At 64.2% G+C, this 21,735-nt stretch carries 23 protein-coding genes; 11 read left to right on the top strand and 12 right to left on the bottom strand.

Translation table 11 applies throughout. The features are described 5' to 3' along the window. Nucleotides 1-87 precede the first annotated feature (87 nt). Entirely contained in the window at nt 88-555 is a 468-nt protein-coding gene (locus MJ8_RS03425; protein WP_201413096.1) for a VOC family protein, read from the top strand. A gap of 162 nt (nt 556-717) precedes the next feature. Here MJ8_RS03425 and MJ8_RS03420 read toward each other — a convergent pair whose 3' ends face one another. From MJ8_RS03420 to MJ8_RS03405, 4 genes are all read right to left on the bottom strand, one after another. Further along, nucleotides 718-2,310: a peptide chain release factor 3 gene (locus MJ8_RS03420; protein WP_201413095.1), complete on the bottom strand. Its 1,593-nt coding sequence runs from the start codon at nt 2,308-2,310 to the stop codon at nt 718-720. A 123-nt stretch (nt 2,311-2,433) separates the two neighbouring features. Continuing rightward, nucleotides 2,434-2,592: a DUF1127 domain-containing protein gene (locus MJ8_RS32085; protein WP_210345617.1), complete on the bottom strand. Its 159-nt coding sequence runs from the start codon at nt 2,590-2,592 to the stop codon at nt 2,434-2,436. 171 nt (nt 2,593-2,763) lie between these two features. Continuing rightward, the gene (locus tag MJ8_RS03410; protein ID WP_201413093.1) at nt 2,764-3,279 is read right to left on the bottom strand and encodes a hypothetical protein; all 516 of its coding nucleotides are present in this window, start codon (nt 3,277-3,279) and stop codon (nt 2,764-2,766) included. 16 nt (nt 3,280-3,295) lie between these two features. Next, entirely contained in the window at nt 3,296-3,577 is a 282-nt protein-coding gene (locus tag MJ8_RS03405; protein WP_201413092.1) for a DUF4242 domain-containing protein, read from the bottom strand. Between the two features lie 204 nt (nt 3,578-3,781). Between MJ8_RS03405 and MJ8_RS03400 the strand changes: the two genes are divergently transcribed. Further along, nucleotides 3,782-5,611, top strand: a complete 1,830-nt coding sequence (locus tag MJ8_RS03400; protein WP_201413091.1) for a winged helix-turn-helix domain-containing protein — start codon at nt 3,782-3,784, stop codon at nt 5,609-5,611. A gap of 51 nt (nt 5,612-5,662) precedes the next feature. Continuing rightward, the gene (locus tag MJ8_RS03395; RefSeq protein ID WP_201413090.1) at nt 5,663-6,736 is read left to right on the top strand and encodes an NAD(P)/FAD-dependent oxidoreductase; all 1,074 of its coding nucleotides are present in this window, start codon (nt 5,663-5,665) and stop codon (nt 6,734-6,736) included. Between the two features lie 44 nt (nt 6,737-6,780). On the opposite strand, the gene MJ8_RS03390 is transcribed toward MJ8_RS03395, so the two are convergent. The 3 genes from MJ8_RS03390 to MJ8_RS03380 all read right to left on the bottom strand — a co-directional run bounded on the left by MJ8_RS03390 (nt 6,781) and on the right by MJ8_RS03380 (nt 8,807). Further along, complete coding sequence (locus MJ8_RS03390; RefSeq protein WP_201413089.1) at nt 6,781-7,581, bottom strand: class II glutamine amidotransferase; 801 nt, start codon at nt 7,579-7,581, stop codon at nt 6,781-6,783. Nucleotides 7,582-7,732: 151 nt separating this feature from the next. After that, the gene (locus tag MJ8_RS03385) at nt 7,733-8,533 is read right to left on the bottom strand and encodes a class II glutamine amidotransferase (RefSeq protein WP_201413088.1); all 801 of its coding nucleotides are present in this window, start codon (nt 8,531-8,533) and stop codon (nt 7,733-7,735) included. A gap of 16 nt (nt 8,534-8,549) precedes the next feature. Further along, the gene (locus MJ8_RS03380) at nt 8,550-8,807 is read right to left on the bottom strand and encodes a DUF6356 family protein (protein WP_201413087.1); all 258 of its coding nucleotides are present in this window, start codon (nt 8,805-8,807) and stop codon (nt 8,550-8,552) included. A 115-nt stretch (nt 8,808-8,922) separates the two neighbouring features. Here MJ8_RS03380 and MJ8_RS03375 point away from each other — a divergent pair, with 115 nt between their 5' ends. The 5 genes from MJ8_RS03375 to MJ8_RS03355 all read left to right on the top strand — a co-directional run bounded on the left by MJ8_RS03375 (nt 8,923) and on the right by MJ8_RS03355 (nt 12,593). Continuing rightward, nucleotides 8,923-9,393: an Lrp/AsnC family transcriptional regulator gene (locus MJ8_RS03375; RefSeq protein WP_140750775.1), complete on the top strand. Its 471-nt coding sequence runs from the start codon at nt 8,923-8,925 to the stop codon at nt 9,391-9,393. Between the two features lie 150 nt (nt 9,394-9,543). After that, nucleotides 9,544-10,029: a dUTP diphosphatase gene (gene dut / locus MJ8_RS03370; protein WP_201413086.1), complete on the top strand. Its 486-nt coding sequence runs from the start codon at nt 9,544-9,546 to the stop codon at nt 10,027-10,029. Further along, complete coding sequence (locus MJ8_RS03365) at nt 10,029-10,688, top strand: HAD family hydrolase (RefSeq protein WP_201413085.1); 660 nt, start codon at nt 10,029-10,031, stop codon at nt 10,686-10,688. Before dut ends, MJ8_RS03365 begins: the two co-directional genes overlap by 1 nt. Nucleotides 10,689-10,996: 308 nt before the next feature. Further along, nucleotides 10,997-11,704, top strand: a complete 708-nt coding sequence (locus MJ8_RS03360; protein WP_225248115.1) for a hypothetical protein — start codon at nt 10,997-10,999, stop codon at nt 11,702-11,704. A 79-nt stretch (nt 11,705-11,783) separates the two neighbouring features. Then, on the top strand, nt 11,784-12,593 hold the full coding sequence (locus MJ8_RS03355) for an isocitrate lyase/PEP mutase family protein (RefSeq protein WP_201413083.1): 810 nt from the start codon (nt 11,784-11,786) through the stop codon (nt 12,591-12,593). A 1-nt stretch (nt 12,594) separates the two neighbouring features. On the opposite strand, the gene MJ8_RS03350 is transcribed toward MJ8_RS03355, so the two are convergent. Then, nucleotides 12,595-13,290, bottom strand: a complete 696-nt coding sequence (locus tag MJ8_RS03350) for a sulfate transporter family protein (protein ID WP_201413082.1) — start codon at nt 13,288-13,290, stop codon at nt 12,595-12,597. Between the two features lie 94 nt (nt 13,291-13,384). Beyond that, nucleotides 13,385-14,296, bottom strand: coding sequence for an EamA family transporter (locus MJ8_RS03345; RefSeq protein WP_201413081.1), 912 nt, complete (start codon nt 14,294-14,296; stop codon nt 13,385-13,387). A gap of 277 nt (nt 14,297-14,573) precedes the next feature. Here MJ8_RS03345 and MJ8_RS03340 point away from each other — a divergent pair, with 277 nt between their 5' ends. Further along, nucleotides 14,574-15,566 (top strand): adenosine kinase, encoded by a 993-nt coding sequence (locus MJ8_RS03340; RefSeq protein ID WP_201413080.1) that lies wholly within the window; start codon nt 14,574-14,576, stop codon nt 15,564-15,566. 267 nt (nt 15,567-15,833) lie between these two features. Here the strand turns inward: MJ8_RS03340 and MJ8_RS32630 are convergent, their stop codons facing one another. Continuing rightward, nucleotides 15,834-15,977, bottom strand: a complete 144-nt coding sequence (locus MJ8_RS32630) for a hypothetical protein (RefSeq protein WP_318528203.1) — start codon at nt 15,975-15,977, stop codon at nt 15,834-15,836. A 156-nt stretch (nt 15,978-16,133) separates the two neighbouring features. Between MJ8_RS32630 and MJ8_RS32625 the strand changes: the two genes are divergently transcribed. Together MJ8_RS32625 and MJ8_RS03330 are read left to right on the top strand one after the other, a co-directional pair. Continuing rightward, on the top strand, nt 16,134-16,511 hold the full coding sequence (locus MJ8_RS32625) for an antitoxin Xre/MbcA/ParS toxin-binding domain-containing protein (protein WP_318528202.1): 378 nt from the start codon (nt 16,134-16,136) through the stop codon (nt 16,509-16,511). A gap of 368 nt (nt 16,512-16,879) precedes the next feature. Then, complete coding sequence (locus MJ8_RS03330) at nt 16,880-17,983, top strand: porin (protein WP_201413078.1); 1,104 nt, start codon at nt 16,880-16,882, stop codon at nt 17,981-17,983. A 92-nt stretch (nt 17,984-18,075) separates the two neighbouring features. Here MJ8_RS03330 and MJ8_RS03325 read toward each other — a convergent pair whose 3' ends face one another. Further along, the gene (locus MJ8_RS03325; protein ID WP_201413077.1) at nt 18,076-20,355 is read right to left on the bottom strand and encodes an NADP-dependent malic enzyme; all 2,280 of its coding nucleotides are present in this window, start codon (nt 20,353-20,355) and stop codon (nt 18,076-18,078) included. Between the two features lie 101 nt (nt 20,356-20,456). Next, the gene (locus tag MJ8_RS03320) at nt 20,457-21,638 is read right to left on the bottom strand and encodes a glycosyltransferase (RefSeq protein ID WP_201413076.1); all 1,182 of its coding nucleotides are present in this window, start codon (nt 21,636-21,638) and stop codon (nt 20,457-20,459) included. Between the last annotated feature and the right edge of the window lie 97 nt (nt 21,639-21,735).

Genomic DNA, 21,735 nt, shown 5'->3' with positions numbered 1-21,735 from the left:
CCTTGAGGCAGACGGCATCGAAATGGCACGAAATTGCCGGCGAGCCGTTTGACAACGAAAGCCAACATGAAGCCCGAGGAGCAAGGCATGCAGAAGATCACCACCTTCCTGTGGTTCGACAACCAGGCCGAGGAGGCCATGAACCACTACATCTCCATCTTCAAGAATTCGAAGGTGCTGAGCGTGACGCGCTGGCCCAAGGGCCATCCCCAGGAAGGCCAGGTGCTGGTCGCCTCTTTCGAGCTGGACGGCGTGCAGTTCCAAGCGCTGAACGGCGGACCGCAATACAAGTTCACCGAAGCGATCTCGCTGTCGATCGACTGCAAGACGCAGGAAGAGGTGGATCATTTCTGGGAGAGGCTCACCGAAGGCGGCGAACCGGGACGCTGCAGCTGGCTGAAGGACAAGTTCGGCGTTTCCTGGCAGGTCGTGCCGGAGCAACTGCCGCGCCTGCTTCAGGATCCGGACAGGGCCAAGGCCGGTCGCGTGATGTCGGCGATGATGCAGATGGGCAAGATCGAGATCGACAAGATCGAGGAAGCGGCGAAGGGGTGAGCGCGACGTTCCTTCTCCCCTTGTTGTGGGAGAAGGTGGATCGGCGCGTCGGCGCCGAGACGGATGAGGGGTGCTCCAGCGAAGTGCTTTCCCTGGGACACCCCTCATCCGACCTTGCTTCGCGAGGCCACCTTCCCCCACAAGGGGGAAGGGAAAGCAGCACTACGCCGCCTTATCACGCACCTGGTAATCCTTGACCGCGGTGAAGCGGATCGCCTTCCAGCGCTCGGCTTCGTAATTCAGCGAGAAGGCGTGCTGGGCGAGGAAGACCGGGTCATTGTCGAGATCGCGGGCGATGTCGCCGCGATGCGATTCGATGAAGCGCTGCACCTCCGCCTTTTCGTCGGCTGAGATCCAGCGGCAGACCGAGAAGCGCGACATCTCGAAATCCACCGGCAGCGTGTATTCGATGTTGAGCCGCTCCTTGAGCACGTCGAGCTGCAGCGCGCCGACGACGCCGACGATGGCCGGCGAGCCGTCTTCGGGCGAGAACAGCTGCACCACGCCCTCCTCGGCCATCTGGTGCAGCGCTTCCTTCAGCTTCTTGGCCTTCATGGCATCGCCGAGGCGCACGCGGCGCAGGATTTCCGGGGCGAAATTCGGCACGCCGCGGAACAGGATCTCCTCGCCTTCGGTCAGCGTGTCGCCGATGCGCAACGTGCCGTGGTTGGGGATGCCGACGACATCGCCGGCAAAGGCCTCGTCGGCGGTGACGCGGGTGCGGGCGAAGAAGAATTGCGGTGCCGACAGGCTCATCGGCTTGCCGGTGCGCACCAGCTTGGCCTTCATGCCGCGCTCCAGCTTGCCAGAGCAGACGCGCACGAAGGCGATGCGGTCGCGATGGTTGGGGTCCATGTTGGCCTGGATCTTGAAGACGAAGGAGGTCATCTTGTCCTCGGTCGCCTCGACCGTACGCTCATCGGCCTCCTGGGCGCGCGGCGGCGGGCCGTAGGCGCCGAGCGCCTCGATCAGGTCGCGCACGCCGTAGTTGCGCAGCGCCGAGCCGAAATAGACCGGTGTCAGATGGCCTTCACGGAAGGCGTCGATATCAAGAGGCCGGCAGGCCTCCCGCGCGAGCTCCAGTTCCTCGATGAAGTCGTTGCGCTCGTTTTCCGGCAAAAGCCCGGCGACGCGGTTGGAATCGGGGCCGTTGACCGGCGTGCGCTCCTTCTCATCGTCGCTGCGGCGCACCGCGTTCTGCGCCAGGTGATAGGTGCCCGAAAACGTCTTGCCGCGGCCGATCGGCCAGGTGACGGGCGCGGTGTCCAGCGCCAGCTTCTGCTCGATCTCGTCGAGGATCTCGAACGGATCGCGGCTCTCGCGGTCCATCTTGTTGACGAAGGTGATGATCGGGATGTCGCGCAAGCGGCAGACCTCGAACAGCTTCAGCGTGCGCGGCTCGATGCCCTTGGCGGCGTCGATGACCATGACGGCCGAATCCACCGCCGACAGCGTGCGATAGGTGTCGTCGGCGAAGTCTTCGTGGCCGGGCGTGTCAAGCAGGTTGAAGACGTTGTCGTCATATTCGAAGGTCATCACCGAGGTGACAACCGAGATGCCGCGCTCGCGCTCGATCTTCATCCAGTCGGAGCGCGTCTGGATGCGGTCCCTCTTGGCCTTGACCTCGCCGGCAAGCTGAATGGCGCCGCCGAACAGAAGCAGCTTTTCGGTGAGCGTGGTCTTGCCGGCGTCCGGGTGCGCGATGATCGCGAAGGTACGGCGGCGCGCTACCGCCTGTTCGATGTCTTCTGCCAATTTCTGGAATCCTGTCTGTGGCGCGGGCTTCTAGCAGCGCTTGCCCGGCCTGTCGACGGTTTTGGAGATGACAGGTTCGACCGGCGAGCAGAGAGCCGTACCGTCGACAAGGGACCCTGGTCTTCAAATCCACGGACCGCCGCGACGGGTCCTGCCGCCGAACCAGACGGCCAGCGAGATTTCCGAGCGTTCGATACCGATGTCGCGCAGCAGATAATCCGGCAGCTCGTCCAGCCAGGCGCGATCCCTGCGGATGCGGACGGTTCGCGCGGGCAGGCGCAAGCAGGAGCGGCATATTTCCGCGGCTGGCGCCAAGAAACGTCGGTTAACTGACCGACGGGCGATGGGCTTCATTCCCGTGAGAAGGGTTGGCATGATCATTTTCCCTGGTCTGAACGACGGGATCGGGAGGGCCTTGCGTGGCCCTCCCGAGGACGCTGCGCGTCACGCCTTTCAGGATCGGTCGTGCTCGCAGCTCACATACGGGTTCCAGTCGGCGAACATGCCGGCCGGATTGTGCCGCCAGTGCCAGACATGAAGCTCGTAATAGGGATCCACCGGGTGGACGCCCACCGTCGTCTTGCGCTGAAGGGTGCGGCCGAGGAATTCGGGCACGCCTTTGCCCCTCCAGTCCTTCTCGAAGACGATGTACTCCATCCCGACGAGCTGCATCGAGCCATCGGCTTCCGGTTCGTAGGTCAGCACGTCCGGTTCGCCGAGCACCAGCTTGCCGTCGCCGGCGCGGCCGGGATGGATGAAGTGGACACCCATCGTGCCGTGCTCGTCATGCATCGTGCATTCGAACAGTTGCCGGTAGCCGTCCGCCTTGGCGACCTTGATGTCGAGGTACTTGGCCGCCATCTCCCGAGACCGATTGAGCACTGGATCGGGCATGTCATGGGCGGCCGCGGTGCCGTAAAACAGCGCAGCTACGCCTACGGCAAGGACAATTTCCGCAAAGCGCTTCACGATCGACCCCTCCCCGTCACGCAGCGGCGTAAGCCGTCGTCGGATCGAAGAGCCGCTTGACCTCGGTGATCTTCGTCGCCGGGAAGCCGCTCATCTTGGCGTGGCGCTGGATGATCGCCTCGTCCTTGGCCAGATAGACGCAAAAGGTCTTGTCGTCGGCCACGAAGGATTCGACCCACTGGATGTCCGGGCCGAGCTCGGCCAGAACGGCATTCGAGGCCTTGGATGCGTCGCGAAGCTGCTGGCGCTCGAAGGTGCCGACCTTGGGAATCTCCCGTTCGATGATGTATTTCTGCATTTTGCAATCTCCTTGATCTGGGTTCAAATGCACCGGACGCCTGATCAGGTCGGGTGCCGGTGACATCCCGGGGGCCGCTGCGCTAAACTGCGGTTTGGCACGCCAGGCAGACGGAGAATTACGAAAAGAGGCGGCCGACAGTCCTTACGCCGCCCTTATCTTCTTCTGATCCTTTGCCTATTGCCGATACAGGGATTGCTGCCGATGGGAATTTATTGCTTCGGCGACTTCGAACTCAACGAGGATACCCGCGCCCTTCGTCTCGCCGGAAGCGAGGTCGAGGCACAGCCCCTCGTCTTCGATTTCCTCGCCATTTTGCTGCGGCACCAGGACCGGGCGATGAGCAAGGACGAATTGCTTGAAACACTGTGGCCCGGCGTGACGGTGACCGAGGCTTCGCTGCAACGCGTCGCGAGCCTTGCCCGGAGCATCCTTCGCCAAGGCGGCCTGGAGAGCGCACTGCGCAACCTGCCCCGCTTCGGCTACCGGATTTGCCTCGACCAGGCGGTTGCTCCGGAAAACGGAGCAGCTCCGGCGGATGCGGGCCACAGGCTTTCGAGCCCAGGCTCGTCAATCCTGTCGGCACGTGCGGCCGTTGCAGGCAGGAAATGGCACGAGGCCGCGGTTTCCTTCGCAAGAGCGGATGCCGCCGACGAGCTGCTGACACCCGACCTCGAAGAATGGGGTCTGGCGCTGGAATGCATGGGGCGTCCGGCCGAAGCCATCCCGCTTCTGGCGCGCGCGGTGACGGCCTACGGCGTTGCCGGCGAGCGCTTGCGCGCGGCTTCCCCCGCAATCACCCTTGCCAGGATTCACCTTGAGCGAGGCGAGCTTGCCGTTGCCAAAGGCTGGCACAAGCGCGCCGCGCAGTTGATCGATACCGCCACCGATAGCCGGGAACATGGCCTGTGGTGCTGGATGGGCGCGCGCATCATGGGCGCGGAAGCCGAACCGGAACAGGCGCTAGCGCTCGCCGAGCAGGCCTTCGCAGTCGGCAGGCATCTCGACGATCCGGTGGTGGAGTCGCTCGGCCTGATCTACCGCGGCTTCTTCAAGCTTTGCCTCGGCGAAACCAAATCCGGGCAGGAGGATCAGGACCTCGCGGCGGCGCTCGGCCTCTCCAGCGACGTCGATCCGATCGTCGGCGGCATCCTCTACTGCAACATACTGTGGGCCTGCCGGAATTTCGGCGACTGGTCGCGTGCCAACCAATGGACGTTAGGTTACGAGGACTGGTGCAGGGGACACGGGCTGGAAGACCTTTCAGGCTCGTGCCGGCTGCACCGCGCCGAAGTGCTCGGCGTTCATGGCACGCTGAAAGAGGCCGAGGCGCTTGTGCGCGCCGCCCTTGATCAACTCGCCCTCGACGCGCCCTGGGCGACCGGCGATGCCTTGCGCGTGCTGGGCGACATCCACCTCGCGGCCGGAGAATTCACGGAAGCCGAAACCGCATATCGCGCGTCGCATGCGGCGGGTTGGGATCCTCAGCCCGGACTTGCGCTTCTGCAACTCGAGCAAGGACAGGCGGAGGCCGCCTTCAGCGCTCTCGAACGTTCCCTGATAGGCAACGGCTGGCCGACCCTGCAGCGGCGAGGCATGGTCCTTGCCACGCTTGCCAAGGTGGCGGCACGCACCGGCCGGCGCGAGCGGGCGAAAGAGGTGATCGCCGAATTGGAGACGCAGCCGCAGCGCTGGCCGATGGCTTCCATCCAGGCGCTGACCGCCGAAGCCAAGGCGGAGCTTTTCATACAGGAAGAGCGCCTCGCCGAGGCCGCCCGGGAGCTGCAGATCGCATGCTCGCGCTGGAACGAGATCGGCTCGCCGATCAATGCCGCCGACGCCAGGTTGTCGCTTGCGGCGCTGCTCATCAAGACCGGGGATCTTTCCGGTGCTGAGCTGGAGCTCGGCACGGCGTTGGCGGTTGCGAGGAAAGTTGACTCTTCCCGGCTCATGCGGCGCTGCGAAGAGCTGAAGGACCTAATTGCCGGCGCGGAGGCGGTAGCGGTGAGCGGCGCCTGGCCGCCTCTCGCTTGAGGTCTGGCCGGCTCGATGGCATGAGAGGGGAAATCTCCCCAAAGGTCCTGCATGAGCACTGCAAAGCAAGTCATCGTTATCGGAGCCGGTATTATCGGCGCGTCGATCGCCTGGCATCTGACGAAAGCCGGCGCGCGCGTGACGGTCGTCTCGGCAAGCGGCGCCGGCGGCATCGCGACGCCGAATTCATTTGCCTGGATCAATGCGAGCTGGGGCAATCCGGAAACCTATTTCCGGTTGCGCATCCGCGCCATGGCCGAATGGGAACGGCTGGCGAACGAACTGCCGGGCCTGCCGCTCGCCATGTGCGGCGGCCTGTGCTTTGACCTGCCCGCAGACAGGCTCGAAGCCTACGCAGCCGAGCATTCGTCCTGGGGGTACGGCATCGAGCGGGTCGGGAGCGAACAAGCGGCGCGCATCGAGCCCTCTTTGGCGGACCTTCCCGAGTTTGCGCTTCACGTCGCAGAGGAAGGCGTGGCCGAGCCTGTGGCGACCACACAAGCGCTGCTGGCGGACGCCGAACGGCGCGGCGCGCGGGTCGTCACCGGAACTGTCGACAGGCTGACGCTGTCCAACGGCAAGGTGACGGGCGTCGTCGTTTCGGGGGAGAGCAAAGCCACCGACGAGGTGGTGATTGCGGCGGGCGCCGGGGCTCCGGCGATCGCCGCGACGGCGGGCATCGAGCTGCCGATCGAGACGCCGCCCGGTCTGATCGTGCATTCGCGCCCCTACAAGAAACTGCTCAACGGCCTGGTGCTGGCCGAGAAACTTCATATGCGCCAAACGGCGGAGGGCCGCATCATCGCCGGCTCTGACTTCGGCGGAGGCGAGCCGGGCGAGAACCCGCAGGCCGATGCGAGCGCGCTTTTCGAAGCTATGAAAGCGATGCTGCGCGGCGCCGACGGTCTGGAACTCGACTTCCACACCATCGGCTACCGTCCGACGCCGGCCGATGGTTTTCCGATCGTCAGCCGCGCCGACGGTGTCGGCGACCTCTACATCGCAGTCACCCATTCCGGCATCACACTGGCGCCGGCCGTGGGACTGTTCGCCGCCCGCGAGATCCTCGATGGCGAGCGCGATGCGTTGCTCGCGCCCTACGCCCTGTCCCGCTTCGCCCAGTAGCCCCGCTGCCGGCCGAAACCGCCGGCAGAAGGTGCGCTCAGGCCTCAGCTTGCCAGCGCCCACTCGATGACCGCTGGCGCGAACGGCCGGATGGCGGTGCGGTCCCGGGTCATCGTCACGAAGCTCGATTGCGGAATCTCGTGCCAAGTTCGGCCATCGCGATCGAACGGCTCGGAGACGATGCAGCGACCAACGCCCTTGGCGAAGGCGGCGGTATAGAGCGTCGGAGCCTGGTCGTCGGTGGCGTAGCGAACAGCATGAAGCGCCTTTCCGTCGCTGAAAGCGGCGGTCAGCTTCAGGGACGGGTCGATGCCGGCGCGGCGCGCAGCCTCGAGCACGCGGCTGGTGGCACGCGACACCGCGCCTTGCGGATCCTGCGCAAGGCCTTCGCCGATCATCATGCGGAAAAAGAGTTCGGAATCGGTGGTCCCTTCAAGCTGGTCGAACAGCGCATCCGAGAGCGAATTCTCCAGCATCCTGCGGATCCGCTCGAAGCCGCCGATCTGGCCGTTATGCATGAACGACCAGCGACCGGATACGAAGGGATGGCAGTTCGCACGGCTAGTGGCGCCGCCCGTCGAAGCGCGCACATGGGCCAGGAACAGGCCGGATTTTATCTGGCGTCCAAGGTTCCTGAGATTGGCATCGGACCAGGCCGGGAGGATGTCGCGGTAGAGGCCGGGTTCCGGCCGATCGCCATACCAGGCCACGCCGAAACCGTCGGCATTGGTCGGCGATTTCGCCTCCCGCGCCTCACGGCTCTGAACGATCAGCGAATGGGAGGGCGCGGCGATGACGTCCTCCAGGAAGATCGCGTCGCCGAGATAGGCAGCCCACCTGCACATTGTCCTGTGATCCTTGTCGATACGTTCTTGAGCGCGCGAATGATTCGCCGCTCGTTCGGGCGCCACAGATGACAGGGGGAAGCTTGGACGTCCTTACGCCGCGCTTACGTTTTGCTGATCTTTGCCCGGAGAGCGTCTCGACGGGTCTGTTTCAGCCGACGAGTGCCAGCTTGCTTGCCGCCGGCGCGAATGGCCGGATGCTGGTGCCGGCCCTGGTCATGGTGACGAAGCTCGATGGCGGGATCGCCTGCCAGTCGCCGCCGTCGCGATCGAAGGGCTCGGACACGATGCAACGACCATCGCGCCTCGCGAAGGCGCCGGTATAGAGCGTCGGGGCATGGTCGTCGGTAGCGTAGCGCACGGCGTAGAGCGCATCGCCATCGGAAAAGGCCGCGGTCAGTTTCAGCGCGGGCTCGATGCCGGCTCGGCGCGAGGCCTCGATGACGCGAACCGTGGCGCGCGACACCGCGCCTTGCGGATCATCTGCAAGCCCCTCGTCGAGCATCACCAGGAAAAAGAGCTCGGAATCGGTGGTGCCCTCGCGCTGGTCGAAGACCTCATCCGAAAGCGAGTTCTCCAGCGCCCGGCGGATCTTCTCGAAGCCGCCGATCTGGCCGTTATGCATGAAGGACCAGCGGCCGGAGACGAAAGGGTGGCAGTTCATGCGGCTGGTGGCGCCGCCGGTCGAGGCGCGCACATGGGCCAGGAACAGCCCGGACTTGATCTGCCGGCACAGGCTTTTGAGATTAGGATCGGACCAAGCCGGCAGGATATCGCGGTAGAGCCCGGGCTCCGGCCGGTCGCCGTACCAGGCGAGGCCAAAACCGTCGCCATTGGTCGGCGACTTGGCTTCCTGGGCGCAGTGGCTTTGGGCGATCAGCGAGTGGCAGGGCACGGTGATGATGTCTTCGAGGAAGACCGCTTCACCAAGATAGGCCGCCCACCGGCACATCGCTTGCCACCATCTATCAGGCGCGGTCCATCACAGCCTGAGGCTGCTTGACCGCGTGTGAGCCTCTGTTTTGCGTGCGCTCATAGAGCTCGCGAACGATTCGGCTGGCCGTAGTTTCGAACAGAAACGGCAAAAAAGCGTGAACGAGCGCGGCGGCCGCCGCCATCGACAGGCGCGAGCAGAACCAGGCGGCGAAGGCCATGTGGCCGAAATAGGTCTCGCCGACCTTTTCCGGGTGCGCGGTGAAGAGTGCCGTAAGCCTGGTGGTCGTCATGGTGATCCCTCCTGCCGGGATAAGCCCCGATGGTGAGTATCGTGTCATACAGCTTTGGTTCATCGGTCCCAATTTGTCCTTGCGTTTGGCTAATTGGTGGGACATTTATCCCAATATGGCTGCCGATATTGATGAAATCGATCGAAGATTGCTGGCCGAGCTGCAGCGCGACGGCACCCTTTCGGTCGACCAGTTGTCGGAACGGGTGGCGCTGTCGCGCAATGCCTGCTGGCGACGTGTCAAGCGGCTGGAGGAGGATGGCGTCATCACCGGCCGCGTGGCGCTGGTCGATGCCGACAAGCTCGGCCTCGGCCTCTCCGTCTTCATCCTGATCCGCACCTCCAACCATGACCCGGACTGGCTGCGGAAGTTCCGCGCCGCAGTGACCGGCTTTGCCGAGATCACCGGCGTCTACCGCATGTCGGGCGACCTCGACTACGTTCTGAGGGCCCGCGTCGCCGACGTGAAGGCCTATGACCGGCTCTACCAGCGGCTGATCGCCAAGGTGGCGCTGTCGGATGTCTCCGCCTCCTTCGTCATGGAGGAGATCAAGGAGACGACTGTAGTGCCAGTGGAACTGCGCTGAGGTGTGATGATATTCAGGCGATGCCGGCCTGCGAACAGCCTGCACTGAGCCTCAACACATCTCAGGTCATCGTGACGCCTCAAAGAAAGCCTTGGATAGCGTCACGGTCGAGTTGACCGAATCGGCATTCGCGCCGATAGGAGTGTGCTCATGCGCACGGCTGTCCATTCTTCCTCCGTCATCGGCCCCACCGTCGGTTTCGTCAGGCTTCCGCATGGCGAAGGCCTGCCCCTGCCGGCCTATGAGAGCGCGGGCGCCGCCGGCATGGATTTGCGCGCCGCGGTGCCGGAAGACCGGCCGCTGCTCATCCTGCCGGGGAAACGCGCGCTGGTGCCGACCGGGCTTGTGCTGGAAATTCCGGAAGGCATGGAAGGTCAGGTGCGGCCGCGCTCGGGCCTTGCCTTCAAACATGGGCTCACCGTCCTCAACTCGCCCGGCACCGTCGACAGCGACTATCGCGGCGAGGTGAAAGTCTTGCTGGTCAATCTCGGCGACGAGGATTTCGCGGTGACGCGGGGCATGCGCATCGCCCAGATCGTCTTCGCCCCGGTGACGCAGGTTACGGTCGAGGAGCGCGCTCTTGCCGGCGGTACGACGCGCGGAGCCGGTGGGTTCGGGTCGACCGGCACGGCCTAATGCAAGTTCCAAAGCTGGTCATCTTCGACTGCGACGGGGTTTTGGTCGATACCGAGAACCTTGCCAATCGGCGCCTCGCCGAATGGCTGACCGCCGCTGGCTTTGCGACCAGTTTCGAATATTGCCGCAGACATTTTTCCGGCCGCAGCATGGTCTCGGTGCAGAAGGAGATCGAAGAGACAACCGAGATCAGGCTCGGCGCCGACTTCGTCGAGCGCTGGAATGCCGGCCTGCCGGACCTCTTTTCGCACGGCGTCGAGGCGATTCCCCATGTGCGCGACCTCATCGAGACGGTTCGCACCGCGGGCATCGCCTATTGCGTCGCTTCCTCGGCGCGGGTGTCGAAGATGCATATCACGCTCGGCCAGACCGGACTGCTGCCGCTGTTCGAGCACGCGATGTTCTCGTCCACCATGGTTTCGCGGGGTAAGCCCTTCCCGGACCTATTCCTGCATGCGGCAGCAACGATGGGCTTCGCGCCGGCCGACAGCATCGTCATCGAGGACAGCGTCGCGGGAACGCAAGCCGGCGTTGCCGCCGGCATGCGGGTGTTCTCCTACCACGCCGATCCGTTCTCCGACCGCGACGGCCTGGCGGCAGCCGGCGGCATCTTGTTCGACGACATGTGCGAACTCGCGGACCTCGTGCCCATCCGCTGATCGGCTGCCCGGCGAAATCTTCCGTGCTGGAGCAATTCCAGGAAAAGTGTGAGCGGTTTTCCGTCCGGAATTGCGTAAAAACAAGGAGATAGAGCATTTCACCGTTTCCGTGAAACGGTGAAATGCTTTAGCCTGCATGCCTCAGACCGCCGGAAGCGCGCCGCATGAGACCCATTCTTCGCCTAGCTTTCGCTCTTGTGCTTCTGTCCCGGCTTTGGCTTCCGGCGAGCGCGGAAGAGGTCGTCTTTCCGGAGCTTGGCAGCGCCATCCCCGGGCACAACGACGTCACCTATCTCGATCTCGCCAGGATGGTCATCCCCGACCTGGCGTCGAACGCCGACGGTCTTTACCACGGCACCTTGCCGATCGAGATGCGGCACATCGAGGGACCGGACAGCGGCGGCTCGCCACCCGAAACATCGAGCCTGCCCAATGCCGCGGTGCTGCCCATCAAGGCCGGCGGCAAGGACCGGCTGGCCATGCTGTTCGATCTCGGCGACTCTCCCGACAGCGCCGAGGGCTATGCGGTGCTGGCGCTCTACGATCTGACCGGCAAGCCGGCGCTGCTTGATGCCGTCAATGTCGCCGTCGATCGCAGCACCTATTTCCGCGAACCGAACAAACTGTCCGTCGGGCCCGGCGACGACGTGCTCATCACCATGAGCGCGCATTTCAATTCAAGCCAGGGTTATGTGATCACGCCGCTGATCATGGTGCGCGACGACAAGTTCGAGCTGATCGACATGATCTACACATTCGATGAAAGGCTATGCGCTTACAGCCGCAAGCAGGATATCGCGTTTCACGTCGTTGGGAGTGGCCAACCCCATGCGGCCATCAAGGTCACGGTTACCGACGCAACGGTGCCGAGCGGGGAAAGCTGCGACGACGCGCCACCCAAGGCGTCGTCAAAAGACATATCCGTCACCTACCGTTGGAACGGACAAGCATCGCGCTACGTGGCGGATTCAGACGCCCTCAAACGTTTGTCAGCAGAGAACGAGAAACGCTTCTGAGCCGGACGCATTCGTTTGCCCGGTTCAAGCGACCGCGATAGATTTGCCCGCACAACCCGATCATGATTGAGGATCCGCCATGGACAAGGGCAAGATTTTTCGCGATCTGCATGCCTCCACCTTCGTCATGCCCAACCCCTGGGACATAGGCACAACCAAGCTTCTCGCTTCTTTCGGCTTCAAGGCGTTGGCCACGACCAGCGCCGGCTTCGCCTTCTCGCGCGGCCTGCCGGACGGCGCCGTGACCTTCGAGGCCATGATCCACCATTGCCGCGAGGTGACTGCGGCGACCGACCTGCCGGTTTCGGCCGATCTGGAGCGCGGCAAGGGCGACAGCGCCGAGCAGGCCGCCGAGACCATCTTCGCGGCGGAAGCCGCCGGTCTCGCCGGGTGCTCGATCGAGGACCACACCGGCGACCCCGCCAATCCGATCTACGATTTCTCGCACGCCGTGGAACGCGTCGCGGCCGCCGTCGAGGCGGCCCGGGCGCTCAAGCACGATTTCGTCTTCACCGCGCGGGCCGAGAATTTCCTATGGGGCAAAACCGACCTCGACGACACGATCAAGCGGCTGCAGGCCTTCGAAAAAGCCGGCGCCGACGTGCTTTATGCGCCTGGCATCGCCGACGTCGAAATGGTGCGCACGATCTGCTCGTCGGTGAGCCGGCCGGTCAATGTGATGGCCCGACCCGGTTTCACCATCGCCGACCTTGCCATGGCCGGCGTCAAGCGCATTTCGCTCGGACCGTGGCTGACCAATTTCGCCTATGGCATGCTGGAGACGGCCGCGCGCGAAATCCAGCAGGACGGCACTTTCGGCTTCACCCGGGCGGCGATGCCGTTCGGCAAACTGCAGGCGCTGTTCCGGGAAGATAAGGAGCAGGGCTAGACTAGATCGGCTCCCGCGCCGAAACCGCCTTGTGCAGATGCACCATCATGCCGGCCGCGAAAAGCGGCGTCAGAAGGTTGAGCAGCGGCACGGCGAGGAACAGGGCGATGACCAGCCCGGCCAGGAAAACCGTGCCGGCATATTTGCGGCGAAGTGCCTTGGCCTCGGCCTCGGGGCGGAAACGCATGGCGGCGAACTCGAAGAATTCGCGGCCAAGCAGATAGCCGTTGACGATGAAGAAAGCGGCAATGTTGATGCCCGGCACCAGAAGCAGGAGCAGCGCGACGATGTTGCCGAGGACCACCACGCCGAAGAATTTGATCGCCAGCACCAGCGAATGCAGCACCGGCACGGCGCGGCCGGGCGGATCGTTGGGATAGTCGGTGCGCTCGACCACTTCGGCAATATCGTCGAGGAAAAGGCCGGCGACGATCGCCGTCACCGGCGCGACGAGCAAGGCCAGCCCCACAGCCAGAACGATGCCGGCGATGATGCCGCCCAGCCAACCGGCCCAGGACGGCAGGCCCGGGAGCAGCGTTTGCAGCCACGGCCAGGCCAGCCATTCGAGCAGGCTCTCCAAGCCGAGCCAAAGCGCCACAAGGGCGAGCAGCGTCAGCCCCAGCGTCTTCAGGAAGACGGTACGGAATTCAGGCGAGAACAGCCGGCTGGCGGCGGCGCGGGCAGCTTCCAGGATCACGGCAGGTCCAGGCCCCTCATCGAGAAACGACGCCCCCGAGATAGGCGGCAAGGGAGAGCGGCGCAACTGCAAGGCGAGATCGCGGACCGACCGTTCACGCTTTTCCCGGGGCCGCTCCTGCCCGCCTGGCAGGAATGGTCATTGCCGCAACGCCCGCGACCACGAAACCCATTCCCACCCACGCCGTCGGTCCCAGGCTTTCGCCCAGGAAGACGGCGCCGATACCGACTCCGATCGGCACGCGCAAATAGGCCTGTGAGGTGGTGCCGACCGAGCCCAGCGTGTGGATCAGGCGGAAATAGATGACGAAGGCCAGCGCCGTCGAGAAGACCGACAGGCCGAGCAGGGCCACGATCGATGCGGCCGACGGCGCAAGCGTCCATGGCTGATCCACGACAAGGCTCAGCGGCACAAGGATGACTGCGCCGCAAAGCATCGAACCCGCGGCGGGTATCATCGGATCGAGGCCCTTGAAGCCGCGGCCGAAGATCGCCGCCCCGGCATAGGAGACCGTGGCGATGACGATCGCAAGCTGCGCCCACAATTGATGGCCAAGCCCGCCGAGCGCCTGCGTGCCGATGATGAGGCAGATGCCGACGATGCCGGCGCCGACACCGACGAGCTTGCGCGCCGTGGCCGGCTCATGGCGCGTGATCAACGCCGTCAGCAGGAAGGTGAAAATCGGTGATGTCGAATTGAGGATGGTGGCAAGGCCGGCGTCGACCGAGCGCTCGGCGGCGGCGATCAGCGTGAACGGCACGACGCTGTTGAGACAGGCCTGGAAGGCGAAGCGGCGCCATGTCGCGGCGTCGGCGGGCATGGCAAGGCCGCGCCAGCGGATGACGGCAAGGAGAATAGCCCCGGCGATCAGCGTCCGGGCGGCGATGAAGGTGACGGGCGGGATCGTCTCGACGCCGATCTTGATGAAGGTGTAGGAAGCGCCCCACAGCACCGCGAGCACGCCGAGCAGCGCGAGGTCGGTGGACATTTCGGTCTTTTCGGACATTTCTGCCTTCCATTGCGGGAACGATCCGCTTGTAGCTCACCACGCCGCAAAGAGGTTTCAATCGTGGTGGAACCATAGTCGCCAGCGCCGCCGCCGATATGAGCCAGTTCGACGCGAACGCTGCCGCAGCGGCGAACAATCGGCGCCGAGGTCGGCGTCACGGAAGACGATGGCGATTTTCGGGGTAGGCAAAGCAGCGCCAAGCCGCTAGACCCGCGCCCGGCCGGCATGCCAGATAGCCGGCCGGAAGCCTGATTGGCTCTTGGCGGAGATTTTGATGCCGGAATATGACGTGCTTTGCATCGGCAATGCCATTGTCGACATCATCGCGCAGTGCGACGAGGCTTTTCTCGAGACTAACGGCATCATCAAGGGAGCGATGAACCTCATCGACGCCAGGCGCGCCGAATTGCTTTACAGCCGCATGGGACCGGCGATCGAGGCTTCCGGCGGCAGCGCCGGCAACACGGCGGCCGGGGTCGCCAGTCTCGGCGGACGCGCAGCCTTCTTCGGCAAGGTGTCGAACGACGCGCTGGGCGACATCTACACCCATGACATCCACGCACAAGGCGTTGCCTTCGAGACCAGGCCGCTCGCGGGCGAACCGCCGACCGCACGCTCGATGATCTTCGTCACCCCCGACGGCGAGCGCTCGATGAACACCTATCTCGGCGCTTGCGTCGAGCTTGGCCCCGAGGATGTCGAGGCCGACAAGGCCGCCGGCGCCAAGGTGACTTATTTCGAGGGCTATCTGTGGGATCCGCCGCGCGCCAAGGAGGCGATCCGGCAGACCGCCCGGCTCGCGCATGCGGCGGGGCGCGAAGTGTCGATGACGCTGTCGGATTCCTTCTGCGTCGACCGCTACCGCGACGAGTTCCTCGAGCTGATGCGGTCGGGCACCGTAGACATCGTCTTTGCCAACAGCCACGAGATCAAATCGCTCTACCAGACTGCCTCCTTCGAGGAGGCGCTCGCCGCCATCCGCAAGGATTGCAGGATAGCCGCCGTGACCCGTTCCGAAAAAGGCTCGGTGATCGTGCGCGGCGACGAAACCGTTATCATCGAGGCGACCAAGATCAAGGAACTGGTCGACACGACCGGCGCCGGCGACCTCTATGCCGCCGGCTTCCTCTACGGCTACACGACCGGGCGCAGCCTCAAGGATTGCGGCGACCTCGGCTCGCTGGCCGCCGGTCTGGTGATCCAGCAGATCGGCCCGCGCCCACGCCAGAACCTGCGCCGCGAGGCCGAGCAGGCCGGGCTGCTGTAGCGACAGCTTCGACGCCGCGGCTTGCTTGTCGCACGCCTGTCACAGAGCGCTCATACAGGCACTGTGGGGCGTTCCGTGACTGACATTTCGGCACGCCAAACCAGGGGTGTGAAGATGCAAGCCAGCAAGCTGCCGGGCCGCGATGCCTGTTGTCGTCGCGATTTTTGCTTTCCGTTATAGAAGATTTCAGCAACCGCCGGCGCTTGGGGAGGAGCGCGGCCGCAAGATGAATGCATGACCAGATTCCAGAGCCCGTCTGAAGGGATTTCACGAGAGGCCTTGGCAGGCCTGGTGGCCGAAGCAGTGGAACAGGCCCTGACCAAGCACGGTGTCCTGCTCGATACCGAGGCGCTGGCGTCGGCCAGCAAGGTCGCCGGCCACGTAGCTGCTGCCCTTCCTTTCCTGCCACAAGGACAGCGCCTCGCGGTCGGTTCCTTCAAGGGCGACTGGGGCAGCCTTGCGTCCGATTTTTTCCGAATAATGGCAGAGAGAATTACGAGCGACGGTTCGCCCATATCCGACGCCGCCCTTGTGAGCATGTTGTCAAAGCCGGAATCGGGGAGGCCGATGGCCCAGCCGATCGCCGAGCGGGCCGCGGAGCTGCAATCGATGCTGATCGAGGATTGGGCCGGCGAGGTCGCCGGCTCGACCTATCTGGAAGAGAAGCTGCGAATCCCGCGTTCGACGCTGCATCGCTGGCAAAGGCGCGGCGAGGTCGTTGCCCTGCGCAAGGGCGGTCGCAAGCATGTCTTCCCATTGGCCCAGTTCATCGACGGCAGGCCGGTTCCGGGGATCGGCGACGTGCTTTCAGCGATCGCCAATCCGAGGCTTGCCTGGTTCTGGCTGAGCCGGCCCTCGCCCGAGCTCGGCGGCCGCGTCCCCATCGAGATGTTGAGGGAAGACATGGTCGAGGACGTTATCCGGGCCGCCCGCGCCCTGTCCTGACCTTCTGCCGGCGTCACATTTTCGCGTGTCCGCTTGTAAGTTAGCCGGCAAACTCATTGTCACAAATCTGTAATAATTGGCACATTTGGCACATTCTTGTGCCTTTCTACGCGTTTCGATTGTATATATCGTGCAATATGTGCCATTTTTACAAATATATGACGTGATTTTTTGGCAACAAGATCTTCCTAAGAGTCGGAAAGCCGCCTTCCAGACACAATCTCTGTTGTACGTGACGGCCGATTAAGCCATGTCCAAGGCGAAGAAGCGGCGCCGGTGCGCGACTTTTTCAACGATGGGGACGGGGGTGGCAAAAGCCGAACGGCATGTCAGGCCTGTCTTGAACCTTTGACTGGAGATTCAAGAAAATGAACATCAAGAGCCTTCTTCTCGGCTCCGCTGCGGCCCTGATCGCAGTTTCGGGCGCGCGCGCCGCCGACGCCGTGACCGTCGCCGAGCCGGAACCGGCCGAATACGTCAAGATCTGCGACGTCTATGGCGCCGGCTACTTCTACATCCCCGGCACCGAGACCTGCCTGCGTGTCGGCGGCTACATCCGCTACGACGCCGGCTTCGGCGATCCCGGCACCCTCGACGGCCGCAAGACGACCGACGTCATGGACGGCGACCCGCAGAACAGCTGGAACAAGAACGCCCGCTTCGCGCTCAGGACCTGGACCGGTCAGGAAACCGAGCTCGGCACGTTGAAGACCTATACCGAGACCCGATTCAACTTCAAGAACGGCGATTCGGCGGTAAACCTGGAGTTCGGCTGGATCCAGCTCGGCGGCCTGCGCGTCGGTGTGGATGAAACGCCTTACGACCAGTTCATCGGCTACGCCGGCAATGTCGTGCAGGACACGATCATCCCGTACGGCATCAAGGTCACCAACGTCGTCAGCTATTATTTCGACGCAGGTAGCGGCTTCTCAGGCGTGATCTCGCTCGAAGAGGGTGCGAACACCGGCAAAATCATCGGCTTGATCGACAGCTATGTACCGCATGTCGTCGGCGGCCTGAAGTACAAGGGCGACTGGGGCGCGATCACCGGCGTCGTGGCTTATGACAGCAACTACGAGGAAGTGGCCGGCAAGGTTCGCCTCGACGTCAACGTCACCAAGGACCTGTCGCTGTTCCTGATGGGCGGCTACGGCACCGACGACAACCTCGTCGATCACGGCAGCGGTCGCGGCTTCTACAAGCCGTGGGGCGGCAACTGGGCCGTCTGGGGCGGCGGCACCTACAAGTTCAACCCGAAGACCGCCTTCAACCTCCAGGTTTCGGCCGACGACGCCAAGAACTTCGCCGTCGCGGCAAACGTAGCCTACACGATCGTTTCGGGCTTCACGGTCACGACCGAAGTCGACTACTACCACGACGGCAAGTTCGGTCAGGCCGACGACTACAACTTCACCAAGGCCGACAAGAAGAACAGCTGGGGCGGCATCGTTCGCTTCCAGCGCAACTTCTGATCGAGCGTAAAGATCACGAAGGAAAGGCCCGCGGCATCGCCGCGGGCCTTTTGCTTGGCTCAAGCACAGGAAACGGCCGCACTGCTGCCGCGTCAATTCCCCGCCGTATAGGCCGCGATCGCCGCCATGTTGACGATATCGCTGTCCTTAGCGTTCAACGACACGATCTGGACCGGCTTGTTGAGGCCGACCAGCAGCGGGCCGATGACCGTGGAGCCGCCGAGTTCCTGCAGCATCTTGGTCGAGATCGAGGCCGAGTGGAAGGCCGGCATCACCAGCACATTGGCCGGGCCGGTGAGCCTGATGAACGGATATTGCGCCATGGCGCGCGGGTTCAGCGCCACGTCGGCCGCCATCTCCCCGTCATACTCGAAGTCGACGCGGCGCTTGTCGAGGATCCTCACCGCTTCCTGCACGCGCTCGGAGCGCTCGCCCTGCGGATGGCCGAAGGTGGAATAGGCGAGCATGGCGAGCCTCGGCTCATAACCCATGCGGCGGGCGAAGCCGGCCGCTTCCTCGGCGATGTCGGCTATCTGCTCGGCGTTCGGCATGTCGTGCACGGCGGTGTCGGCGACGAGAACCGTCCTGCCGCGCGCGAGCACGATCGACACGCCGATGACGCGATGGCCGGGCTTGGCGTCGATGATGCGGCGCACGTCGTCGAGCGCGGTGGAATAGTTGCGGGTGACGCCGGTGACGATGCCGTCGGCGTCGCCCAGCGCCACCATGCAGGCCGCGAAATGGTTGCGGTCGTTGTTGATCAGCCGCTGGCAGTCGCGGAACAGGAAACCCTTCCGCTGCATGCGCTCGTAGAGATAGTCGGTGTAGATGCCGTTGCGGCGCGACAGCCTGGCATTGATGATCTCGAGGCCCGGCTTGTTGAGATCGATGCCGGCATTCCTGGCATTGTCCTTGATGACGTCGTCGCGGCCGAGCAGGATTGCCGTGCCGAGCTTCTGGTTCACGTAGGAGACGGCGGCGCGCATCACCTGCTCCTCCTCGCCCTCGGCGAAGACGATGCGCTTGGGCTGGCGGCGCACGCGGTCGTAGATGCGCTGCAAGGTGGAGGCGATCGGGTCGCGGCGGGCGGACAGCTCCTGCGCGTAGCGGTCAAGATCGAGGATCGGCTTGCGGGCGACGCCGGATTCCATCGCAGCCTTCGCCACCGCCAGTGGGATCGCCGATATAAGGCGCGGATCGAAGGGCACCGGGATGATGTAGTTGGGGCCGAATTTCGGCCGGTTGCCCTGATAGGCGGCGGCGACGTCGTCCGGAACGTCCTGGCGCGCCAGCTCGGCCAGCGCACGCGCCGCGGCGATCTTCATCTCGTCATTGATGGTTGTGGCGCGCACATCCAGCGCGCCCCGGAAGATATAGGGGAAGCCCAGAACGTTGTTGACCTGGTTGGGGTAATCCGAGCGGCCGGTGGCCATGATGGCGTCGGTACGGATCTCGCCGACTTCCTCGGGCGTGATCTCCGGGTCGGGATTGGCCATGGCGAAGATGATCGGGTTCTTCGCCATCGACTGCACCATGGCAGGCGTCAGCGTGCCTTTGGCGGAAAGGCCGAGAAAGACGTCGGCCCCGTCCAGCGCCTCGGCGAGGCTGCGCGCCTCGGTCTTGACCGCGTGCGCAGATTTCCACTGGTTCATGCCTTCGGTACGGCCCTGGAAGACCACGCCCTTGGTGTCGCACAGGATGATGTTTTCCGGCGAAAAACCCATCGCCTTCATCAGTTCGATACAGGCGATGCCGGCGGCGCCCGCGCCGTTGCAGACCATCTTCGTGGTCTTCATGTCGCGGCCGGTGATCTCCAGCGCATTGATCAGGCCGGCGGCCGAGATGATTGCCGTGCCGTGCTGGTCGTCATGGAAGACGGGAATGTCCATCAGCTCGCGCAGCCGCTGCTCGATGATGAAGCACTCCGGCGCCTTGATGTCCTCGAGATTGATACCGCCGAAGGAAGGCCCGAGGAAGCGCACGCAATTGATGAACTCGTCGGCGTCCTCGGTCGCCACTTCGAGGTCGATGGAATCGACATCGGCGAAGCGCTTGAACAGCACCGCCTTGCCTTCCATCACCGGCTTGGAGGCCAGCGCGCCGAGATTACCGAGACCGAGAATGGCCGTGCCGTTGGAGATGACGGCGACCATGTTGCCGCGCGTCGTATAGTCGAAGGCGCGGCTTGGATCCTCGGCGATGGCGCGCACGGGAACGGCGACGCCTGGCGAATAGGCAAGGCTCAGATCGCGTTGCGTCGCCATCGGTTTGGTGGCGACGATCTCCAGTTTGCCGGCTCGTCCCATGGCGTGGAATTCCAACGCCTCCTCGGGACTGACGGAGGGGCCGCTGCTTTCGGTTTTCCTGGCCATGATGCTTTTGGTTTCCTCACCTTCGCGCACCCTTGAGGCAGGCGCGTGTTTATGTGCCTTCGGATTAAGGCTACACGGCAGCGCTGTAAACGGCCAAGCGGTCAGGCCCGGTCCGGCTCGCTGACGAGCGCGGCAATTTCCCGCACGGTGGCCCAGCGCATCAAGCCTTCCGTGCCGGAGAACGGCCACGTCTCCAGCGGGGGCGCGGTGCTGCCCTTGCGCCGCAGAAGCGCCGAGAGGAACGCCGTTAGCTCCAGGCGCTGCGCGCGAACCTTCGCAAGCGTCCTGCCGCGAATCTCCTCGCGCGGTATGGCGCGATCCCGAAGCCGCTCGACGGCGCGGCGAATGGCCGTCGGCTCCGGCTCGACGATCAGGCAATAGTCCGGATCGAAATAGACGTCGCGCCCGCCAAGGCTCGGCGTCGAGACGATCGGCAGGCCGGCCATCAGGTACTCCATGCTGGAATACATCGCCCCTTCGACCGCGGACAGACACAGGCCGACGGCAGCCTGATTGTAGACATGGTTGACCTCCGCGGAGGTCAACCTGCCGGGCAGGCCGTCGACAAGCGGATTGGCGATGCGGTGACGCGGCGATTGCGCCTGAAGGCGGCGTATGAAGGCGCGCGCGGCCGACGGCGTCAATTCGCCGATCGAATAGGTGACGTGAACCAGCCGGTCGATCTCGAAGGCGAGATAATGGCGCTTCATCGGCGAGATGCGGCCGTTGTAGACGGCATCGAATTCGACCAGCACGTCCGGCAATGGCCGGAAGACGTCCTCCGATATCATCAGATTGTGATTGGAGAACATGGCGTTGCCGCCGACCGCGGCGATGAGACGACGCTCCTCCTCGTTGTTGCAGAGGAAGATGACCTCATGAAGCGGAAAGCGCCTGGCATACCAGGCAAGATCGCGACCCATCTGGGCGACGACGGCCGGCCTCTCCATCGTCCACATCGGCATCAGCAGGAAGGTGGCGCGCCGCGCCGCCAGGCGCCGGCCCATGGCCGCCAACGGATAGAGCGGACGAGGTCCGCCGACCGGGATGTACAGCACCAGCGGATCGCGGCTGAATATGTGCGCCGACATCTCGATGCCGCCGTCGAGATCGGACAAGGGTCCGCGCGCCGGCAGGATATAAGGAAACCGCTTGCGCGCCGAAACCCTCAGCTTGTTGGCGGTTCGGTGAGCGCGCCGCGTCGCCAGCAGCCAGAGGCGCTCGGCGGCCGAACCGGCCGGGCCGACCATTTCGTCGAAAGTCTCCTGCTTATCGCGATCCACCCAGATCCCCGCCGCCTTGCCCAAGGGAACCATAGAGTGCTCGGCCGGCCCGGCGCAACCGGAGCCTGTCGCGACGCCGCGACGGTCTTCCCCTGCT

It is taken from the genome of Mesorhizobium sp. J8, from assembly GCF_016591715.1.
Classification (GTDB): domain Bacteria; phylum Pseudomonadota; class Alphaproteobacteria; order Rhizobiales; family Rhizobiaceae; genus Mesorhizobium.
Note: the sequence above shows the minus strand (reverse complement) of the source record. Positions and strands in the feature narration are given on the sequence as shown.